Source organism: Telluria sp. ZB4P36 (genome assembly GCF_059685865.1).
In genome coordinates this window covers 127889-146728 of sequence record NZ_JCASIE010000007.1, presented here as the reverse complement: position 1 = coordinate 146728, position 18840 = coordinate 127889, and the positions used below count along the sequence as shown (strand labels likewise).

Sequence of the window (18840 nt, the reverse complement as noted above, 5' to 3'; positions counted from 1 at the left end):
CACTATCCTAGCCCGGCTGGCAAAATGGGGGTTTTCGCTTGCTTGTGGGAATGAAGGCGGTCTTACTTGCCCGGCTGGTAGATCTGGTCGAACAGCCCGCCATCGGCGAAGTGGGCCTTTTGCGCCTGCGTCCAGCCGCCCAGCTCGCTGATCGGGAACAGCTTGACGTTCGGGAACTGCGAGGCGTACTTCTTCGCGAACTTGTCCACCGCCGGACGGTAGTAGTTCTTGGCGATGATGTCCTGGGCTTCGTCGGTGTACAGGAACTCGAGGTAGGCCTGGGCCACCTGGCGGGTGCCGCGCTTGTCGACGTTCTTGTCGACCACGGCCACCGGCGGCTCGGCCAGGATGCTCAGCGACGGCGCGACGATCTCGAACTTGTCCGGGCCGAGTTCGCGCAGGGCCAGCAGGGCTTCGTTTTCCCAGGCCAGCAGCACGTCGCCGATGCCGCGCTCGACGAAGGTCGTGGTGGCGCCGCGGGCGCCGGAGTCGAGCACCGGCACGTTCTTGTAGAGTTTGGCCAGGTAATCCTTGGCCGTGCTCGGCGAACCGCCCGGCTGGCGCAGCGCGTAGCCGTAGGCGGCCAGGTGGTTCCAGCGCGCACCGCCCGAGGTCTTCGGGTTCGGCGTGATGACGGCCACGCCCGGCTTGATCAAATCGCCCCAGTCGCGGATCTTTTTCGGATTACCCTTGCGCACCAGGAACACGATGGTCGAGGTGTAAGGCGAGCTGCGGTGCGCCAGGCGCCCTTGCCAGCCGGGCGCGATCAAACCTCGTTCGCTGATAGCATCGATGTCGTAGGCCAAGGCGAGCGTGACGACGTCGGCCGACAGGCCATCGATGACGGCGCGCGCCTGCTTGCCCGAACCGCCGTGCGATTGCTTGACCGTGACGCTGTCGCCGGTCTTGGCCTTCCAGTGGCGGGCAAAGGCGGCATCGACGTCCTGGTAAAGTTCGCGCGTCGGATCGTACGAGACGTTAAGCAGGGTAACATCGGCTGCTGCGGCAGATTGGCCCAGCAGCGGAGCCAGCAGCGAGATCGCGGCCAGCGAGCGAAGGAAGGTTTTGCGAAGCATGTCGTTCTTTCAGAGGGCAGTTTGGAGCCTCTAGACTACGGCTCAGTTCCCCCTGAAGGAACGAATTTATTCGCTTAACATTATGCGGTTTTTGCTGGGCGCTTCAGTGCGCCTTCGACAGGATCAGCAGCCAGCGCTTGAACAGCAGCACTTCGAGGTGACCCGGTTCGATGCCGGTGTCGCATTCGATGATCGGATTCACCGCATAGAAGCGCTTGCGGAAATCACGGGTGATCAGGACTTCGCGACGGCCGATGCGGACCATAAAAGGGACAGGTGCATATTCCAGGCCGAAGGAGCTGTTCAGAGTGGTCATGGTGTTTTCCTTTTATTAAATTCGTTGGAGTGAGTAAAGAATATCACAACCACTGTATAAATCTACAGGTACTGTGTGGATGTACAGTAAATTTTTATGGATGTGGTTTTTTCGCCAATCCGCGCAACCCCGAACGACACGCATGCCGAACGACATTTTTCCCCGTCTCCACCGCTTTGCCGCCGCCCGTCTTTCCCCCGAAGGCGAGTACGGACTCCATCTGACCGCCGGCCTGGCGATGCTGCTGCTCGCCACTGCGCTCTTCGCCCGGATGGCCGGCGCCGTGGTCGCCGGCGCGCCCATCACCCAGCTCGACGTGGAAGTGGCCAACTGGCTGCATGCGCATGCCCGCGTCAACGACGGCCTGCGCCAGGTGTTGTTGGCGCTCACCCACCTGCACAGCACGCCCGGCATCCTGGGCATGGCGCTGGTGGCCGGCATCTGGCTGTTCCGGAACGGGCACCGCTACTGGACCGTGGCCCTGGTGGCCAGCGTGCCCGGCGGCCAGATCCTCAATGTCTTGCTGAAGCACACCTTCGAGCGGGCGCGGCCGCATTTCGCCGAACCCCTGCTGGAGCTGAGCACCTACAGCTTCCCCAGCGGCCACGCGATGGGCGCGACGGTGCTGTACGGCTTCATCGCCTGCTATGCGGCGCGCCATGCGCGGTCCTGGGCGGGCAGGGTGCTGCCTTTCGTGCTGGCGGCGGCCATGGTGGCGACGGTCGCGTTCTCGAGGATGTATCTTGGAGTCCATTACCTATCGGACGTGCTGGCCGCCGCGGCGGAAGGCTGCGGCTGGCTGGCGATCTGCATCACCGGCGCCGCCACCCTCAATCGCCGCAACCGGGCGCGCGCCCGCCGCGCCGGCGAGGCCGTCGAGCCCCAGGACATCTGAGCCATGGACTGATCCAACCAAGAGAACCGGGAAAGCGATGCGCACACTCGTACACCTGTCGGACCTGCATTTCGGCCGCGTCGACCATACGCTGCTCGCCCCCTTGCGCGAACTGATCGAACGCATCGATCCGGACGTGCTGGTCGTCTCGGGCGACCTGACCCAGCGCGCCAGGGCGGAACAGTTCGAGGAGGCGCGCGCCTACCTCGACACGCTGCCGGGCCCGCAGATCATCGTGCCGGGCAACCACGACATCTCGCTGTACAACGTGTTCCGCCGCTTCGTGAAGCCTTTGGCCCGCTACAAGCGCTACATCACGGACGACCTCGACCCGTTCTACCTCGACGACGAGATCGCCGTGGTCGGCGTCAACACGGCGCGTTCGTTCACGATCAAGGACGGCAAGGTGAGCCGCGACCAGCTGGCGACGGTAAGGAAGCAGCTGGCGGGGGTAGCGCCCTCGGTCACGCGCATCATCGTGGCCCACCACCCCTTCGACCTGCCCGACCATTTCGAGGAGCAGGACCTGGTCAACCGCGCCCCGCGCGCGATCGAAGCCTTCTCGGAGTGCGGGGTCGACATCCTGATGGGCGGCCACATGCATGCCAGCCATGCGGGCAGCACGGCGGCGCGTTACCAGATGAGCGAGTATGCGGCGCTGGTGGTGCAGGCGGGCACCGCGACCTCCACCCGCGGGCGCGGCGAGGTGAATTCCTTCAATGTGCTGCGGGTCGAGCCGGACAGGGTCGAGATCGACCGCTATGGCTGGGACGTGGTGCACGGGCACTTCGAGCTGGTCGACACCGACAAGTTCCTGCGCGCGGGGAATGTCTGGACCCCGCACAACGATGGCCTGATGGCGGCGGGGCTGTAATCAGATCCAGTATTCGGCCAGGCGTCCCATGAATTCGCGCAGCCGGTCCTTCCACGGCCGGTTGCGCCACGCCTCCAGCGTCACCTGCTTGGAGCTGCGCAGGTCTTCGTTGAAGGCCGCCTCCATGTCGTGCCCGAAGGCCGGGTCGAGCACCACCACGTTCAGCTCGTAGTTGTGGATGAAGCTGCGCCGGTCGATGTTGGCCGAACCGATGGTCGACCAGATGCCGTCGATCACCGCCGTCTTGGCATGCAGCACCGCCACCTGCAGCTGGTAGATCTTCACGCCGCCCTTCAGGAGCTGGTCGTAGAAGGCCTGGCCGGCGTACATGATCAGGTCATGGTCCGACACGGCCGGCAGCACCAGCTTGACGTCCACCCCGCGCCTGGCCGCGGCGACCAGGGCGTCGACGATCTGCTGGTCGGGCACGAAATAGGCCGAGGTGATGTGGATCGAGCTCTTGGCCTCGTTCATCGCCACCATCAGCGACTTGTAGATCTCCGAATCGCGGTCCGGGGCCGTGGCCAGCACCCGCATCACCTTGTCGCCGGCCGGCGCCAGGCGCGGGAAGTACTCGGCCGGCGGCAGTTCGCCCGCATCCTGGCGCACCCAGTTGTCGATGAAGGCGTACTGCAGGGCGGCCACGGCCGGACCTTCGATGCGGATGTGGGTGTCGCGCCAGCCGACCTCCTCGCTGTTGACGGCGCTCGGCTTCTTGCGTGAGCGGAACAGCGAGCTGTTGGCATAGGTCTCGCTGATGTTGATGCCGCCCGTGAAGCCGATCTTGCCGTCCACCACCATGATCTTGCGGTGGTCGCGGTTGTTCAGCTGCCAGGTGCCGGGGCGCTGCAGCGGGTTCACCGGATTGAAGATCAGGACCTTGACGCCGGCCGCGCGCAGGCGCTCGAAGAATTCCTTGGGCGTGGCCAGGGTGCCGACCCCGTCGGCGATGATGTTGACGACCACGCCCTGGCGCTGTTTTTCCATCAGGAGCTCGGCGAACTGCAGGCCGACCGGGTCCTGGTCGAAGATATAGGTCTCCAGGTTGATCGAGTTCTTGGCCTCCCGTACGGCGGCCATCATGTCGCGCATGGTGGCCGGGCCGTCGAACAGCAGGGTGACCTTGTTGCCGGGGATCAGGGGGGCGCCGGTGGCCTGTTCCTCCAGCACCGCCAGCTGCTTCAGGTCGGGCGAGGCATTGGCCCAGCGCTTGCGCAGGAGCTCGGCCGCCCGTTTCGTATCCAGCATGCCGCGCGGGGTTGCCACCGCCGGCGTCGCCTTGGACGGATTCTCGGGCAGGTGGTCGGCGTTCGGCAGGGTCTTGCACGAGGCGACCACGCAGACGAAGGCGAGGAAGGCCAGGAAGCTGCTCAGGCGCTTGTTGTTCATTTCGTGTCCCTCATGATGAGTTCACTGTCGTTGGCCAGCCGGGGAAGGTCTTTGGGACCGAGGAAGAATTCGACCGGTGCGGTCAGCAGGCGCCGGCCGAGGGCCTGCACCAGCAGGATGCCACGCTTGAAACGGATTTTGCGGGCGCGCATCGCCACCCACAGCGCCAGCCCGAAGCTGACCAGCAGGTTGACCGTGCCGATCAGGGCCACCCCCAGCGAGGCAGTGCCGATCGCGGTCCAAGACATCGCATAGTCGAGGCCGACCAGGGCCGTGGCGAAGTTCGCGGTCGAAAAGGTAACGTGGCGGATGTCGAGCGGCAGGCCCAGCAGGAAGCCGACGAAGCCGGTCATGCCCAGCATGAGGCCGAAGAAGAAGTTACCCATCAGGCTGCCGAGGTTGTCTTCGACGTAGGCGGAAAAACGTTCGAGGCGCGCGCGGCCCAGCAGCCGGCGCAGGCCGCGCAGCTGGCGCACGCGCTGGCCCATGCGGGTGTACAGGGCCTTGTTGTCGTAGTAGCCGGAGATCAGGCCGGCCACGAACAGCCAGACGCCGGCGACCGCCGCGTAGAACAGGGCCGGACCGTGGAAGGGATCGATGTCGGCCAGCAGGTGCCGGGCCTTGGCCGGATCGACCATGTGGCTGCCGTTGATCATCTTGTAGCCGACCGCGATCAGCCAGGCCACCGGGAAGGCCAGGACCACGTTGCCGAGCACGGCGACGATCTGGGTCCGGAACACCTTGGTGACCAGGGTGGCGAGGCTGTCGACGTCGAGCCCGCGGCCGTTGTCCGCCTTCTGCAGCGAGGCGGCGATGTGCTGGGCCGTCATGGCCGGCTGCTTGGTCGCCACTGTGAAATGCAGCACGTAGATCAGGATGAAGCCCAGCGAGTAGTTCATGCTGAACAGGAAAGCCTCGACCAGCGGGGCCGCGTGCAGGTAGCCCAGCATGATCTTGAACATCGCCATGAAGCCGACGATGAAGCCGGCGCCGGAGGCGGCCACGAACATATGGCGCAGGGCGCGCCGGGTCTCGGCGATGTAGTGCTCGCCGGTGCGGCTGGCATTCTCGGTGACGTTGCGCGCCAGCAGGTCGACATTGTCGCGCAGCAGGCCGCGCACGCGGTACTTGGTGTTGTGGGCCTCGATCAATTCTTCGGCCAGGGCGATGGCCGCCAGGCGGCGGTCGCTGGTCACCAGTCCGGCCGGCGTCGCCACCGAACTGGCCACCGCCTCCAGGTCCACCGACGGCGCGCTCGGCAGTTCGCCGCTGACGTCCACCAGGTAGAGCAGCTTGTGCAGGCGGTCGATGCTTTGCTGCAAGGCCACCAGCAAATAGGTCAGTGCCACGCTGGTGCCGCTGCTCTGTGCGCCGCGGCGGATCTTGAGCACCACCTCGGTGCACTGGTCGAGCATTACCAGCAGGTGGCGGGCCGGCTCCGGCTGCTCGATCTTGCCGTCGAGGTAGCGCCCGTACTCGTCGAGGTAGTGGTTGACCTCGATGTTCTGCATCAGGAAGGGCGAGTCGAAATCCTCGATCTCGCTGTAGCTGTGCACCAGGCGCGGTTCCAGTCCCAGCGCGCAGATGCGGCAGGACAGGGTGCGGATCGCATCGAGCAGGCCCATCAGGGTGACGTAGCGCGCGCGGTCGGGCGTTGCGTCTTGGGGCGGCGGGGCCTCGGCGATGACGTCGAACAGCTCCATCCAGTCGGCATTCGGCACCATGCGGATCCAAACATGGTCGTCCTCGTCGTACAGGACCTGGTCGAGCGCATCCGACAGATACAGGTCGTTCAGGGCGGGCGGCAGGAAGCGGTAGGTCACCCGCCGCTTGAGTTCGGTAACGAAACCATCGTTCGAGAGGATGCCGATGTCGCTGTACAGGCTGGTATGGCGGCGCTGCTCGAGCAGGGTCGTGATGTAGCGCCGCAGGGCCCAGGCCTGCGCCGGATTTCCCTTGAGGAGCTGGGTGAGGGTGCGCACGGCCTGTGCCGGATCGTCCGCCTTTTGCCAGACCCAGCGGTGACGCGGGCGCAGGCAATCGACCAGGTCGACCAGCAGGTCGATGCGGTCGCTGTCGGGATCGATCCGTTCTAGGATTGCAAGCATGGGCATTGTTGACTCTGGAAAGCCGTAGTGTACGCGAGGCATCGTTATTCCATGGTTCGCTACCGAACAATGAACCCGCTGAAAGCGTTACACTGAGGGGCTGTGTCATATGAAAACGAGGGATGCATGTACCTGACTTATTACAACGGCCAATGGACTGAGGGCAATGTTCCACTGTACGGCGCGATGGACCACAGCCTGTGGCTGGGTTCCTCGGTCTTCGACGGCGCGCGCGCCATGCGCGGCAAGCTGCCCGATCTGCGCCCGCACCTGGAGCGCGTGATCGCATCGAGCGAGAAACTGGGCCTGCGCTGCCCGCTGAGCGTGGACGAGATGGAAGCGCTGGTGCGCGAAGGCGTGGCGAAGTTCCCGGCGGACGCCGAGCTCTACATCCGCCCGCTGGTGTTCGGCACCGAGGGCTTCCTGATCCCGGTGCCCGAGGCCAGCCAGTTCGCGCTGACGCTGTTCGACGCGCCGCTGCCGCCCTTTACCGGTTTCTCGGCCTGCCTGTCGACCATGCGCCGCCCGCAGCCGACCATGGCGCCGACTGACGCCAAGGCTTCGGCCCTGTACGCCAACTCGACCCGCGCCATGCGCGAAGCCAAGGCGCGCGGTTTCGACCAGGCGATCGTGCTCGATGCCGCCGGCAACGTCGCCGAGTTCGCCTCCTCGAACCTGTTCATCGTGGCCGCCGACGGCGCCGTGGTGACGCCGAAGCTGAACGGGACCTTCCTGGCCGGCATCACCCGCGCGCGCGTGATCGCGCTCTTGGGGTCGGAAGGCGTGCACGTGGAAGAGCGCAGCGTCGGACCGGAAGAGCTGGTCACGGCACGCGAAATCTTCAGCACCGGCAACTACGGCAAGGTGACGCCGTGCACCCGCTACGAAGACCGTACGCTGGAAGCGGGCCCGGTGGCGCGCCGTGCGCGCGAGTTGTACCTGGCGTTTACCGAAACCACCTGAGGCGGGTCCTCATGTGGCTTGCTGCAGTTCCTCGCGCAGGAACTGCAGCAGGATCACCGTCTTGGCATCGACGATGCCGCCTTCCTTGACCTGCCTGAAGGCCTCGTCCACATCCATCTCGAGGACCTCGATGTCCTCGCCTTCCTCTTCCTTGCCGCCCCCTATGCCCTGGCGGTCGCGCTCCCCGTATTCGCCCAGGTAGCAGTGCACCGTCTCGGTCAGCGAGGAGGGGTTCGGGAAGAATGCGATCACCTTGCGCAGGCCGTGGCCGCGAAAGCCGGTCTCCTCGCACAGTTCGGCGCGTACCCGCTCGCCCGGATCGGCGGCGCCCAGCCACTATAGCGTCCGGCCGAAAAAAAAAGCGCCCGGTTCACACCAGGCGGCTTTCATCAAACTACCAGCTCGATCAGAACTTGTAGTTCGCGCTCACGCGGAAGTAACGGCCCATTGCATTGTGCAGCTGGGTGTTGAAACCCTCGGTCGGGTAACGCGGGTCGTAGGGCGCCGCGGTGTCGAAGATGTTCTTGATGTTGGCCGACAGGGTCCAGTTCTTGAAGCCGGTGTACGAGTACGCGACGTTGAACGTGGTCCATTCCGGCACCGAGCAATCGCTCACCCAGTTGCTGAACTTCTCGAGGCCGCCCAGGCTGTAGGCGCCGGCCGGCTGGCCCTTGCCGTAGTGGCAGTAGGGCACCGGGTAGGTGACGTCGTTGTCGGTACGGCGCAGCAGCGAGACCGGCGAGACGAAGTCCACCGAACCAGTCAGCGAGTGCACGCCGCGCGACCAGTTGGTCGACAGGCTGGCGCGGTGACGCGGGATGTCGCCCACGGTGATCGCCCAGTCCGAATAGCCGCCGGCGGTGCCGACGACGTTGGCTTCCACTTCGCCCGGACGCTCCGAACGCTTGAAAGTCAGCGCGTAGGACCAGTCGAACCTGGTGGTCAGGCGGCCCTTGTCGCCCAGGTTCAGGCGGTGCGCCACTTCGAAGTCCAGGCCCGAGGTCTCGGTTGCGCCCTGGTTCACGTAGTAGCGGTTCACGGCGGTGAGCGGACCGGTGCCCGGGACCGGCTGGCCGTTGGCGCCGGTCAGCTGGTTCACCGGGTTGGTGTCACGGATGGCCAGGCCCGGGTACAGGTCCGGGTGGTCGATGACGTAGCCGGCCGACAGCAGGGCGGTTTCGTCTTCCTTGCGGATCTTGTAGTAGTCCACCAGGATGTCGAGGTTGCGGGTCGGGGCGATGATCGCGCCGAACGAGAAGCTCTTCGAGGTTTCCGGCTTCAGGTCCGGGTTGGCCTTCGAACGCGAGGAAATGCGGCGCGAGCAATCGGCCGAGTCGCCGCCTGGAAGCGGGTTCTTGCCGTCCGGGCAGCGCACGGTATCGACGACGGTCGAGAACGACTGCACGCCGCCTTCGGCGATCTGCGACAGGGCCGGGGCGCGGAAGCCTTCGGCGTAGGACGAACGGAAGCTCAGCTTGTCGTTGACGAAGAACTTGGCGCCGACTTTCGGCACGAAGCTGGATTCAAGCGGGTACTTGTCGTAGCGGCCGGCGAAGTCCATTTCGAAGTTCTTCGTGAACGGGGTGCGCAGTTCGACGAAGGCCGACTTGACCATGCGCTTGCCGTTGACCAGTGAGTTGGCCAGGCCGATGATGTTGCCGACTTGCGTTTCATAGTCCGGGGTCAGGGCCAGCTTCTCCTGGCGGATTTCGCCGCCGAAGGCCATGCCGATGTCGCCCCCTGGCAGCTGGCCGATCGTGGTCGATGCCTTGGCGTCGAACTGGCTGACCTGGGCATAGCCCTCGTTCACCACGTTGCGGTCAGCGCCGGCGTCAGCCGCGGTCTGGGCCAGGGTGCGGCCCTCGGTGACGATGCGGTCGATGGTCGGGCGGTACAGCATGCCCTTCATGGTTTCGGTACGCTCGCTGCGGTTCAGCAGCAGGGCGGTTTCCCAGTCGAAGCGGCCGCTGCTGCCCTTCAGGCCGGCCAGCAGGCGGCCCGACTGGTTGACGTTCTTCGAGCCGCCGTCGACGCCGGTGAAGCGGTAGCCGACTGCCGCGCGCGAGCTGGTCCATGGATTGTCCGGATGGCCGGCCGGCAGGATCAGCTGGTAGTCGCTGGCGGTGCCGTTGGCGCGGAACACGGTGGTCGGCGAGGTCGACAGGATGGTCGAGGAGTTGCCGGCGTATTCGCGCTCGGTGCGGGTGTAGCCGGCTTCGACGAAGGCGGTGATGTGCGGCGTCACCTGGAAGGCGAGCTTGCCCAGCAGGTTGGCGTCGTTACCCTTGCTCTGCGCCTCGTAGTTGTTCCAGACGTCGTAGTTGCAGAAGCGGCGGCCGTTCAGCATCGAGGTGGCCGACAGGTTGTGCTTGTCGCGGTTGCCGGTGATCTGCTGCGAAGCATCGCAGCCGGTACGGTTGATGATGTCCGCGCCGGTCGCCAGGGTGGTGGCGAAGTTGCGCGCGCCGGCGGTGCGCTCGCGGAAGAAGAAGGGCTGGTTCGACAGATAGCTGCCGTATTCGTTCAGGCGCGCGTTGATGTCGGCGTACATGTGCTGCTTGACGTCGCGGGCATCGCGGATGCCGGTCTGGTCGCGCGAGGACAGGTCGAAGGTCAGGAAGGCGTTGTAGCGGTCCGCTTCCAGGTCGCCGAAGCCGAACACGCCCGACACGTTGCGGCGTGCGAACTCGAGGTTGTCGTTGGCGCTGGCCGAGGCGGTGATTTCCTTGCCCTGGTAGTTGCTCTTGGTGATGAAGTTGATCACGCCTGCGATCGCATCGGAGCCGTAGACGGCCGAGGCGCCGTCCTTGAAGATCTCGACGCGTTCGATCGCCGAGACCGGGATCGTGTTCAGGTCGTACACGGCCGACTTGCCCTGGTTCGGGTCGGCGTAGGCCGAGGCGGTGATGCGGCGGCCGTTCAGCAGGATCAGGGTCGACGAGGAACCGAGGCCGCGCAGCGAGGCGGTCGAGGCGCCCTTCGAGAAGCTGCCGTCGGTGATGTCGTTCGAGGTGCCCGAGCCGAAGGCCGGGATCGAGTGCAGCAGTTCCGACACGGTGTTGGCGCCGGTGGCGGCGATCTGCTTGGCATTGATGGTGGCGACCGGCGACGAACCTTCCTTGTCGGCGCGCTTGATGTTGGAACCGGTCACAAAGACTTTCTGGACCGAGGCTTCCGCGGCTTGCTGGGCAAATGCGGCGCTGGTCGAGGCCAGTGCCACGGCGACAGCGATGACGCTGCGCTTTACTACGAGTTGCTGCTGCTTAGACAAAATATCTCCGAAACTTCTGAAACACAACCGCGGTCCGCGAGCGGGGCGGCGTCTTACCTTGTTGATCACATCTCCGCACTGTGAATATTCGTGAATATTCACTGGAGGGCGACATCAAAGCATTTCAGCTAGACAAAAGTCAAATCGGATTGGTAAATTGTTTGATAATTGCGACACCCATGAGTGCTAGGTATGGAAAACAGCGGTAGGCTTATGGATTTTGTAAATATGAATAAGAAAAACTAATTCATTGACAAAGAAAAAGGGCCGGGAAACCCGGCCCTCGTATAGACGGGGTGTGAATTCTCACACCCTGGTTCGCCCCGATCAGCCTTGACCGCGTTCCGCGACGTAGATTTCGACGCGGCGGTTGCGTGCGCGGCTCGAGGCGTCGCTGTTCGACGCGATCGGTTCGCGCGAGCCGCGGCCTTCGATCGTGACGCGGTTCGGGTTCACGCCGCGGTTGGCGAGGTAGTCGCGGGTGCGCGCCGCGCGGTCGACCGACAGCGGCTGGTTGATCGAATCGGTGCCGGTATTGTCGGTGTGACCGATGATGACCACGGTGGTGGCCGGGTTTTCCTGCAGCGTGGAGGCGAAGCGGTCGAGCACCGGCTGGAAGTTCGACTTGATGTCGGCACGGCCGGTATCGAACGAGACGTCGCTCGGGATGTCGAGCTTCAGGCGGTTGTCCGAGGTCTGGCTGACCTGCACCCCGGTGCCGCGGGTCGCCTGTTCCATCGCCTGCTTCTGTGCTTCCATGCGCTTGGACCAGATGTTGCCGATCACGGCGCCGGCAGCGGCACCGATTGCCGCGCCGCCTGCGGTGCGCTTGCCGCCGCCGCCGCTGGTGCTGGCGCCGACGATGCCGCCCAGGGCGGCGCCGATGCCGGCGCCCTGCGCGGTGCCGCGCTGGGTCGCGGACATGTCGGCGCAGCCGGTGGCGGTGAAGGCAACGAGGGAAGCGGCGATGACGGATTTGGTCAGTTTGGTATACATGGTGGTGGTCTCCTTAAAAAAAGCAAAAATCCGCTTCGCGGTCATGCCCGCGACATCGAATGCAGGCACGACTGCGAAACGGATTGGGTCTTGCGAAAAAACTGCAACAACTATATTCCTCGTCCACTGATCAGGCGCACCAGGATCATGATCACGGCAACGACCAGCAGGATGTGGATGAAGCCGCCGATGGTGTACGAAGTCACCAGTCCGAGCAGCCACAAGACAATGAGTATAACGGCAATTGTGTACAGCATGATGATGCTCCTTCCCTGGAATCACGCGCTTCGGCGTCGTGATTCCAGTGTGCCGCCGCCTACTGCTGGCCTCTGTACGATGCCGTACTTATCGCACATGAAAAATCAGGCGTGGCCGCTTTCCTTGCGCAAGCCCGGGATCCAGCCCATGAAACCCAGCAGGCCGGTCACCCCGATCAGGCAGGTCACCAGGCCGCCTGCCACCAGGAACACCACATCCTGCGGCTGCAGGCCGCCCGCCGCCGTGTCGCCCGGCGGGTGTGCCGACAGCAGGCCGAAAGCTGCAACGACGACGCCCCAAACGATGATGCCGATCCATGCCATGCTGTTCATGATGCGTTCCCCCTGAAGTGGTTGTTTTTTGCACCGTACGCATGCACTTGCTAGCGTGGATCCATTGTCGGGGTAGCTCATCCATTATTCCGTGCGCTGCCGCACATTGCATCTAAGAAAGTTTTTCAAATGATACAAAGCCGGAATCCTTGCGGTACTCCGGCTTTACGGGAGCGAGAAATACTCAGGCAACCGAGCGCAGGCGGCCCTTGACGATGCGCACGCGGTCACCGCTGCGCCATGCCGGCGCGCTGCTTTGGCGGAAGGTGCGCAGTGTGCCGTCGTCGAGGCGGACGCGGATTTCGTAGCTGGTGGTGGCCTTCATATTGCCTTCGACCTGGTTGCCGACCACGGCGCCGCCGATGGCGCCCGCCGCGGTGGCGATGGTGCGGCCGGTGCCGTCGCCGATCTGGTTGCCCAGCAGGCCGCCGATGACGGCGCCGCCGGCCGCGCCCAGGCCGCTGCCCTGCGCACGCTGCTTGATGGTGCGGACCGATTCCACGTTGCCGCAATTCGAGCACCAGTTGCGGCCGGTGTCGGCGGCCGCTACCTGGACGGCCTTCCTGGACGGCTTGCTGACCGGTTCTTCATAGACGCGGGCCGGCGCCACGGCATAGCCGGCCGCCGGCGCATAGGACTGGGCCGGCACGGCCGGCTGCACCTGCTGGGGCGCAGCGTTCACGTAGCCGGAGCCGTCCGGTGCCTGGACGTAGGCCGGCGCCAGCGGCTGGGCGGGTGCGGCCGCGAGCATGCCCGGCTGCGGTGCGCCCGGGGGCAGGGTCGAGGCCAGCGCGATGCGGTCGGCTTCGTTCAGCTTGCGCTCGCTGTTGCCGCCCACGGAAGACGGAATCCATCCCAGGATGGCGGCGGTGCCGACCAGGCAGAACAGCAGGACCGCGAGCGCGGCCAGGATCATCAGCGGGTGCATGCGTCCGCGTGCGGATGGGTTGGGGGAAGTATTCATGGTGCGTCCTTTCGGCGTGGTCTTGTCGGGCCCGTATCCTGCGTGGTCGCATTGCGGTACGAGCGGCCTGTTCATTAGTAGATTGTCCTCAGGAACAACAAGCGGTTCCGTGCGTCACCGTACATACTAGGGCGGAGGGGCGCGGTTACGCTGACTTAAATTGTTTGCAAATGTATCCGACAGACGGTTTGGGTCATGCAATCCTCACACGAGAATCCAATGAACTTTGCCGTACCGCCGCCGATTGCCGAACACAACAGCAACCTCCTGCTGGCCGCTCTGCCGCCCCAGGAGCTGGCCCAGGTCCTGCCCTTGCTCGACCCGGTGACCGTCGCCGTCGGCGAGGTGCTGTCCGAGGCCGGCGACCCGCTGCGCTACATCTATTTTCCGCACGATTGCCTGATCTCGCTGATGGGCGTGGCCGAGGGCCGCATGACGCTCGAGGTCGGCCTGGTCGGGCGCGAGGGCATGGTCGGCGCCACGGTGGCGCTGGGTCACGATACGGCCCAGGTGCGCGCCATCGTCCAGCGCGCCGGCAGCGCCAGCCGCATGGACAGCAAGCGCTTCCGCATCGAGGTGGCGCGCAACCCCTCGCTGCAGCGCGTGCTGTACCGCTACACGGACACCTTGCTGGCCCAGGCCATCCAGATCGCCGTCTGCAGCCGCTTCCATGTGCTGGAGGCGCGCCTGGCGCGCTCGCTGCTGGTCACGCGCGACCGCCTGCAGTCCGATAAATTCCACCTGACCCATGAATTCCTCGCGCATGCACTCGGCGTGCGCCGCGTCGGCGTCACCAAGGCCGCCAGCGCGCTGCAGCAGCAGGGGCTGATCAACTACAGCCGCGGGAATATCGAGATCCTCGACCCGGACCGTCTGGCGGCGGCGTCGTGCACCTGTTATGAGATCGTCAAGGAAGCCGGTACCCAGCCGGTCATTGGCTTGCTGTAGGGGGACAGCAAGGCCGTTCCACCCTATACCCCACAAACAAAAGAGCCTGGCATCGCCAGGCTCGGTTGTGTCGCTGCTAGAAAAATCGTCTTAGTTGGTCTTGCCAACCTGGTTGCCGACCACGCCGCCCACGGCTGCGCCGCCGACGGTGCCGACTGCGCTGCCGCCGGTCAGGGCGCCGCCGATCACGGCACCGGCGCCGGCGCCGACCGCGGTGGCCTTGTCTTGCTGCGACATGCCGGCGCAGCCGGTCAGGCCGAGGGCGGCGGTTGCCAGGGTTGCGGTCACTACCAGTTGTTTGATGGTTTTCATGTTGATCTCCTTTACGGTGGGTTATTTCAAGCGCAGGTCATTCCTGACTGATTTCACGCCCTTCACGGTCCGGGCAACCGATGCCGCGGCCGCCACACTGTCCGCCGAGTTGACGAATCCACTCAGCTGCACAACGCCTTGCACGGTCTCGACAACGAGTTCGGACACCTTCAGCGAAGGATCGCGCCCGAGGGCAGTCCTGACGCCGGCGGTGATGGTGGCATCGTCGATGGCTTGCGCCACCGGTCCGCCGCCCGACATCGCACATCCTGCGACCTGGCCAAGGGCCAGCATGAGCGCGAGGGCGGTGGTGATACCGAATTGCTTTCCTCTTTGCTTCATGCCGCAGTGTTCGTCGAGTCCATGTACACAGGATATTGTTTCCACTGGAACTGGTATGTTCGACAACTCACAGTGCCGCGAAAATATTCTCGAGCTCAAGGCCGCTGGGTCTTGCCAGGCGGCGGGGCGCTCGGCTTTTCACGGGACTGCGCCAGCAGCCGCGCGCAGTCGCTGTTCTCGCCCGGCCCGGTATTGATCAGCGGAAGCAGGGCAGCGACCGGCGCGACGGCGGCCAGCGCAATCGCGCTGCCGGCCTTCATCGCCAGCACGCCCTTGTCCACCGACACGTCCGGTTGGCTGAAGGGTCCGCGCACGTAGAACGGCGAGCGCAGCGAGAACAGGCGCAAGCCCTTGGTCTTCGGATCGATGCGCATGTCCAGCTGTTCATTGGCCAGGTTGATGGTGCCGGCGACGTTGATCAGGGCCTCGTCCGTGTCCACCACGAAGTAGCGGGTGCGCGCGATGCCGTTGGTGACGGCGAAATCGGTGGCCATGCAGTTGAGCTGCACCTGCTTGTCGCCGAACAGCTTGGTGATGACGACGTTGGCCACGTTCAGGCCCATCATTTCCAGCAGCATCTTGCTCACCTGGCCTTGGTTAATCAGGGTCTTCAGTTCGCCGTTCGAGCCCGCCAGCAGGCTCGCCACCGAATTGCCCTGGGCGGTGAGGTTGGCGTCGCCGCTGATGCTGCCGACCGAAGCCTGCAGCTGCTCGATCTTCGGGAACAGTTTCTTGATCTCGATCTTGCGCGCGGTGACCTTGGCCTGGGCCTTGATGGCCTTCGGTCCTGTGCGGCCGCGGCCGTCGAGGCGGATGTTCGAGCGGACCGTGCCGCCCGCCATCGCGAACTCCAGCGGCTCAAGGTTCAGCACCGCGTTGTTCATCTTCAGGTGGGTCGACAGCTTGCTGATCGGGAAGGCCGTATCGCGGATGATGCGGTCGGCGGCGAAGTGCACGTCGGCATCCAGCTTGTTCCAGCGTTCCGTCTTGAATTCTTCGACCGGCAACACCTTGCCGCTCGGCTGCAGCGCGTCGGCATTGCGCTCTTTCTTGGCGGCGTTGGAATCGGCGCCGATCAGCGGCGCCAGGTCGGTGAACACCAGCTTCTGCGAGCGGACCTTGCCCGACAGCTTGGGCCGAACCCCGCCGGTGGCGTACTCGAGGCGCCCGCCGATGTCCGAGGAGCCGACCTTGCCCTTGAAGCCGTCGTACACCCAGCGTGCCGAACGCTTGCCTTCGCGTTCCTCGCCCAGGGTGCCGGTCAGGCGCCCCGAGGTCGAGAACGGTCCGGTGGTCGGCAGCACCACGCCGGTGAAGTTGTACAGCTGGTCCATGCTGGGGCCGGCCAGCTCGAGCTTGAGGTCGAGCGCCGCCAGCCTGGACGGACGCGTCACCGTGCCCTCGACCGCGATCCGGGTCTTGCCCGAGCGCATATCGGCCTGGATCGGGTAGGGCGTGGCCTGCTGCTTGAGCGACAGCACCGCGCCGGCCTTACCGCCGCCCTCGACCTTGGCGCCGTTATAAGTGCCGTCGAGGGTCCAGCCGACGCCGTAGCGCGGGTCGCGCTCCAGCGTGCGCACGCGCGCCGTCACGTCGGCCTTGGTCACCGCATCCTTGATGTGCACGATTCCGTCGGTCAGCACCACGCGCTCGAGGTCGAGCGTCCAGCGCGACTTCTCTTCCTTCTTCTTGAACGTCCAGTTGTTGCGCTGCTCGTCGAGGCGCAGCAGGTCGACGCGCGGGCCGTCGAAGCGCAGCAGCGGGATGTTGATGGTACGCGAGAGCAGGGCGAAGGGATTCAGCGAGAACGAGAACTGGCGCGCGCTGCCCGAGTCCTGCGCCGGCATGCCGGCCGGGTTGCCGATGTGGGTATCGTTGGCGATCAGGTGCGGCCAGGGAATGTGGTCGCGCCAGGTACGCTCGGAGGGCGCCATGGTCTCGGCGGGGCGCTCCCATTCGACGTGCAGGTTGCCGCGGATCTCGAAGGGACGCTCGATGGCTTCGCTGACCCGGGTGTTGATCCAGGGGCGGGCGCGGTTCCAGTCGAAGGTGAGGATGAAGACGATCGCGATCACCGGGATGGCGACCAGGATGCCAAGTATGCTCAGGATCAGGGTCTTGCGGCGCGCCGGATGACGGCCCGGCGCCGCCTGCTTGTCGGTCTCGGCCATGGCGGACTTTCGCTGGTAGGTGGGTTCAGTCCAGCTTAGCGCAAAGGCGGACGGCGCCAATGTGCGTTGCCTAACGCTCTGCCATTGAGCAGAGCGCTGCGGGCCGGGCAATGTGCGGCAGCGAACCGAAGGCAGGGCATAACAGGTTTATAACGTTATCAAGGACATTTCCTCATCAACAGGAGAAGAAGCAATGGACCAAGAACATACGATGAGCCGTCTGTTGACGTCGGTGGCTGCCGCGGCCGGCATGCTGGCCCTGGCCGCCTGCACCAGCCCGCAGCAGGCGCCCGCCACCGCCGACGTCGCGGTCTCGCGCAATGCGGTGGAGAACGCGGTCTCGGCCGGCGCCGCCGAACTGGCCCCGGCGGAGATCACGATCGCACGCGACAAGATGATGCGCGCCAACCAGGCGCTGGCCGCCAAGGACTACAAGCTGGCCCGTGAGCTGGCGATCCAGGCCCAGGCCGACGCCAAGCTGGCGCAGAGCAAGGCCAATTCGGCCAAGGCCACCGCCGCCGCCAATGCCCTGGACGAAGACCTGCGCGTACTGCGCCAGGAAGTCGACCGCGCCAACCAGCAGTAAGCAAGCGGCACCGGATCCAAGAAGAAGTTCCCTTCGTTGACCGCCGCGCTGGACGCGGCGCCCAGGAAAAAGGACAAGCACATGAAAACCCGTTCCACGATGTCGCTGCTGGCCGCCGCCGTGCTGGCCACGGCCTGCGCCACCGCCCCGATGACGACGCCGACGCTGGACCAGGCGCGCGCCGATTTCGTTGCCGCAAACAATAACCCCCAGGTGTCCCAGTACGCACCGCTCGAATTCAAGCAGGCCAGCGATGCCCTCGACCAGGCCAATGCCGCGGCCGCGCGCCGCGAAAGCCTGAACGACGTCGACCGCCTTGCCTACGTGGCCAAGCAGCGCATCGCGACCGCGCTGGAAGTGGCCAAGGCCAAGGGGGCGGAAGCCGACATCGCGAATGCCTCGCGCGAGCGCGACCAGGTCCGCCTGGCCGCCCGTACCGCGGAAGCCGACCGCGCCAAGCGCGAGGCCGAAGCCGCCCAGACCCAGGCCGCCCAGGCCCAGATGCAGGCCCAGGCCGCCCAGCAGCAGGCCCAGACGGCCCAGATGCAGGCCGCCGCCGCCCAGGAGCAGAACGCCGCCCTGACCCAGCGCGCCGCCGTGCTGGAAGCGCTGCTGGTCGAGCTGCAGGCCGTCAAGACCGAGCGCGGCTATATCGTGACGATCGGCGACGTGCTGTTCGCGACCAACCAGGCCAGCCTGACGCCGAATGGGATGTCGACCTTGCGCAAACTGGCCGACGTCATGGCGCAGAACCCGAACCGTACCGTGCTGGTCGAAGGGTTTACGGATAGTACCGGCAGCTCCTCGCACAACCAGGAACTGTCGCAGCGCCGTGCCGAAGCCGTGGCCTCGGCGCTGGGCTCGCTGGGTGTGCCGCGTGACCGCATCGCCATGAAGGCCTACGGCGAGGCCTTCCCGGTGGCACCGAACGATACCGCGTCCAACCGCCAGCGCAACCGCCGTGTCGAGATCGTGCTGTCGAACGAGAATGCGCAGATCCCGCCGCGCAGCACGGGGCGCTGAGCCGGAATTTGAAAGA

At 65.2% G+C, this 18840-nt stretch carries 19 protein-coding genes; 6 read left to right on the top strand and 13 right to left on the bottom strand.

What is annotated here, in order from left to right; genetic code table 11:
• Nucleotides 1-62 precede the first annotated feature (62 nt).
• Both AC56LK_RS12225 and AC56LK_RS12220 read right to left on the bottom strand, forming a co-directional pair.
• Complete coding sequence (locus AC56LK_RS12225) at nt 63-1076, bottom strand: sulfate ABC transporter substrate-binding protein (protein ID WP_497184783.1); 1014 nt, start codon at nt 1074-1076, stop codon at nt 63-65.
• A gap of 103 nt (nt 1077-1179) precedes the next feature.
• Entirely contained in the window at nt 1180-1392 is a 213-nt protein-coding gene (locus AC56LK_RS12220; protein ID WP_159695690.1) for a hypothetical protein, read from the bottom strand.
• Nucleotides 1393-1534: 142 nt separating this feature from the next.
• Between AC56LK_RS12220 and AC56LK_RS12215 the strand changes: the two genes are divergently transcribed.
• Both AC56LK_RS12215 and AC56LK_RS12210 read left to right on the top strand, forming a co-directional pair.
• Complete coding sequence (locus AC56LK_RS12215) at nt 1535-2287, top strand: phosphatase PAP2 family protein (protein WP_497184782.1); 753 nt, start codon at nt 1535-1537, stop codon at nt 2285-2287.
• A 37-nt stretch (nt 2288-2324) separates the two neighbouring features.
• Nucleotides 2325-3161, top strand: a complete 837-nt coding sequence (locus AC56LK_RS12210) for a metallophosphoesterase family protein (RefSeq protein WP_497184781.1) — start codon at nt 2325-2327, stop codon at nt 3159-3161.
• On the opposite strand, the gene cls is transcribed toward AC56LK_RS12210, so the two are convergent.
• Complete coding sequence (gene cls, locus AC56LK_RS12205; protein WP_497184780.1) at nt 3162-4550, bottom strand: cardiolipin synthase; 1389 nt, start codon at nt 4548-4550, stop codon at nt 3162-3164. It lies immediately after the preceding gene.
• Entirely contained in the window at nt 4547-6658 is a 2112-nt protein-coding gene (locus tag AC56LK_RS12200) for a site-specific recombinase (protein ID WP_497184779.1), read from the bottom strand. Before AC56LK_RS12200 ends, cls begins: the two co-directional genes overlap by 4 nt.
• A gap of 126 nt (nt 6659-6784) precedes the next feature.
• Between AC56LK_RS12200 and AC56LK_RS12195 the strand changes: the two genes are divergently transcribed.
• On the top strand, nt 6785-7621 hold the full coding sequence (locus AC56LK_RS12195; RefSeq protein ID WP_497184778.1) for a branched-chain amino acid aminotransferase: 837 nt from the start codon (nt 6785-6787) through the stop codon (nt 7619-7621).
• A 9-nt stretch (nt 7622-7630) separates the two neighbouring features.
• Here the strand turns inward: AC56LK_RS12195 and AC56LK_RS12190 are convergent, their stop codons facing one another.
• The 6 genes from AC56LK_RS12190 to AC56LK_RS12165 all read right to left on the bottom strand — a co-directional run bounded on the left by AC56LK_RS12190 (nt 7631) and on the right by AC56LK_RS12165 (nt 13442).
• Nucleotides 7631-7873, bottom strand: coding sequence for an NUDIX hydrolase (locus tag AC56LK_RS12190; RefSeq protein ID WP_497184777.1), 243 nt, complete (start codon nt 7871-7873; stop codon nt 7631-7633).
• A 154-nt stretch (nt 7874-8027) separates the two neighbouring features.
• Nucleotides 8028-10892: a TonB-dependent receptor domain-containing protein gene (locus AC56LK_RS12185; protein WP_497184776.1), complete on the bottom strand. Its 2865-nt coding sequence runs from the start codon at nt 10890-10892 to the stop codon at nt 8028-8030.
• 327 nt (nt 10893-11219) lie between these two features.
• On the bottom strand, nt 11220-11888 hold the full coding sequence (locus tag AC56LK_RS12180) for a YiaD family glycine zipper/OmpA-like lipoprotein (protein ID WP_497184775.1): 669 nt from the start codon (nt 11886-11888) through the stop codon (nt 11220-11222).
• 110 nt (nt 11889-11998) lie between these two features.
• Complete coding sequence (locus AC56LK_RS12175) at nt 11999-12145, bottom strand: lmo0937 family membrane protein (protein WP_020652694.1); 147 nt, start codon at nt 12143-12145, stop codon at nt 11999-12001.
• 105 nt (nt 12146-12250) lie between these two features.
• A complete protein-coding gene (locus AC56LK_RS12170) occupies nt 12251-12478 on the bottom strand; it encodes a hypothetical protein (protein ID WP_497184774.1) in 228 nt (75 codons plus the stop codon).
• Nucleotides 12479-12662: 184 nt separating this feature from the next.
• Nucleotides 12663-13442 (bottom strand): glycine zipper 2TM domain-containing protein, encoded by a 780-nt coding sequence (locus tag AC56LK_RS12165; protein ID WP_497184773.1) that lies wholly within the window; start codon nt 13440-13442, stop codon nt 12663-12665.
• Nucleotides 13443-13661: 219 nt separating this feature from the next.
• Here AC56LK_RS12165 and AC56LK_RS12160 point away from each other — a divergent pair, with 219 nt between their 5' ends.
• Nucleotides 13662-14390, top strand: a complete 729-nt coding sequence (locus tag AC56LK_RS12160) for a Crp/Fnr family transcriptional regulator (RefSeq protein ID WP_497184772.1) — start codon at nt 13662-13664, stop codon at nt 14388-14390.
• A gap of 90 nt (nt 14391-14480) precedes the next feature.
• On the opposite strand, the gene AC56LK_RS12155 is transcribed toward AC56LK_RS12160, so the two are convergent.
• From AC56LK_RS12155 to AC56LK_RS12145, 3 genes are all read right to left on the bottom strand, one after another.
• Entirely contained in the window at nt 14481-14702 is a 222-nt protein-coding gene (locus AC56LK_RS12155) for a YMGG-like glycine zipper-containing protein (RefSeq protein ID WP_497184771.1), read from the bottom strand.
• 21 nt (nt 14703-14723) lie between these two features.
• Nucleotides 14724-15044, bottom strand: a complete 321-nt coding sequence (locus tag AC56LK_RS12150) for a BON domain-containing protein (protein WP_497184770.1) — start codon at nt 15042-15044, stop codon at nt 14724-14726.
• A gap of 95 nt (nt 15045-15139) precedes the next feature.
• Nucleotides 15140-17215 carry an AsmA family protein gene (locus tag AC56LK_RS12145; RefSeq protein ID WP_497184769.1) on the bottom strand — a complete coding sequence of 692 codons (2076 nt, stop codon included), beginning with the start codon at nt 17213-17215 and terminating at the stop codon, nt 15140-15142.
• 193 nt (nt 17216-17408) lie between these two features.
• Between AC56LK_RS12145 and AC56LK_RS12140 the strand changes: the two genes are divergently transcribed.
• Nucleotides 17409-17801: a DUF4398 domain-containing protein gene (locus AC56LK_RS12140; RefSeq protein ID WP_497184768.1), complete on the top strand. Its 393-nt coding sequence runs from the start codon at nt 17409-17411 to the stop codon at nt 17799-17801.
• Between the two features lie 81 nt (nt 17802-17882).
• Nucleotides 17883-18824: an OmpA family protein gene (locus tag AC56LK_RS12135; protein WP_497184767.1), complete on the top strand. Its 942-nt coding sequence runs from the start codon at nt 17883-17885 to the stop codon at nt 18822-18824.
• Nucleotides 18825-18840 lie beyond the last annotated feature (16 nt).

Excerpts from the sequence above, each read along its gene's own strand:
- AC56LK_RS12225 (WP_497184783.1), bottom strand. The coding sequence starts at position 1,076 with ATGCTTCGCAAAACCTTCCTTCGCTCGCTGGCCGCGATCTCGCTGCTG.
- AC56LK_RS12220 (WP_159695690.1), bottom strand. The coding sequence starts at position 1,392 with ATGACCACTCTGAACAGCTCCTTCGGCCTGGAATATGCACCTGTCCCT.
- AC56LK_RS12215 (WP_497184782.1), top strand. The coding sequence starts at position 1,535 with ATGCCGAACGACATTTTTCCCCGTCTCCACCGCTTTGCCGCCGCCCGT.
- AC56LK_RS12210 (WP_497184781.1), top strand. The coding sequence starts at position 2,325 with ATGCGCACACTCGTACACCTGTCGGACCTGCATTTCGGCCGCGTCGAC.
- cls (WP_497184780.1), bottom strand. The coding sequence starts at position 4,550 with ATGAACAACAAGCGCCTGAGCAGCTTCCTGGCCTTCCTCGCCTTCGTC.
- AC56LK_RS12200 (WP_497184779.1), bottom strand. The coding sequence starts at position 6,658 with ATGCTTGCAATCCTAGAACGGATCGATCCCGACAGCGACCGCATCGAC.
- AC56LK_RS12195 (WP_497184778.1), top strand. The coding sequence starts at position 6,785 with ATGTACCTGACTTATTACAACGGCCAATGGACTGAGGGCAATGTTCCA.
- AC56LK_RS12180 (WP_497184775.1), bottom strand. The coding sequence starts at position 11,888 with ATGTATACCAAACTGACCAAATCCGTCATCGCCGCTTCCCTCGTTGCC.
- AC56LK_RS12175 (WP_020652694.1), bottom strand. The coding sequence starts at position 12,145 with ATGCTGTACACAATTGCCGTTATACTCATTGTCTTGTGGCTGCTCGGA.
- AC56LK_RS12170 (WP_497184774.1), bottom strand. The coding sequence starts at position 12,478 with ATGAACAGCATGGCATGGATCGGCATCATCGTTTGGGGCGTCGTCGTT.
- AC56LK_RS12165 (WP_497184773.1), bottom strand. The coding sequence starts at position 13,442 with ATGAATACTTCCCCCAACCCATCCGCACGCGGACGCATGCACCCGCTG.
- AC56LK_RS12160 (WP_497184772.1), top strand. The coding sequence starts at position 13,662 with ATGAACTTTGCCGTACCGCCGCCGATTGCCGAACACAACAGCAACCTC.
- AC56LK_RS12155 (WP_497184771.1), bottom strand. The coding sequence starts at position 14,702 with ATGAAAACCATCAAACAACTGGTAGTGACCGCAACCCTGGCAACCGCC.
- AC56LK_RS12150 (WP_497184770.1), bottom strand. The coding sequence starts at position 15,044 with ATGAAGCAAAGAGGAAAGCAATTCGGTATCACCACCGCCCTCGCGCTC.
- AC56LK_RS12145 (WP_497184769.1), bottom strand. The coding sequence starts at position 17,215 with ATGGCCGAGACCGACAAGCAGGCGGCGCCGGGCCGTCATCCGGCGCGC.
- AC56LK_RS12140 (WP_497184768.1), top strand. The coding sequence starts at position 17,409 with ATGGACCAAGAACATACGATGAGCCGTCTGTTGACGTCGGTGGCTGCC.
- AC56LK_RS12135 (WP_497184767.1), top strand. The coding sequence starts at position 17,883 with ATGAAAACCCGTTCCACGATGTCGCTGCTGGCCGCCGCCGTGCTGGCC.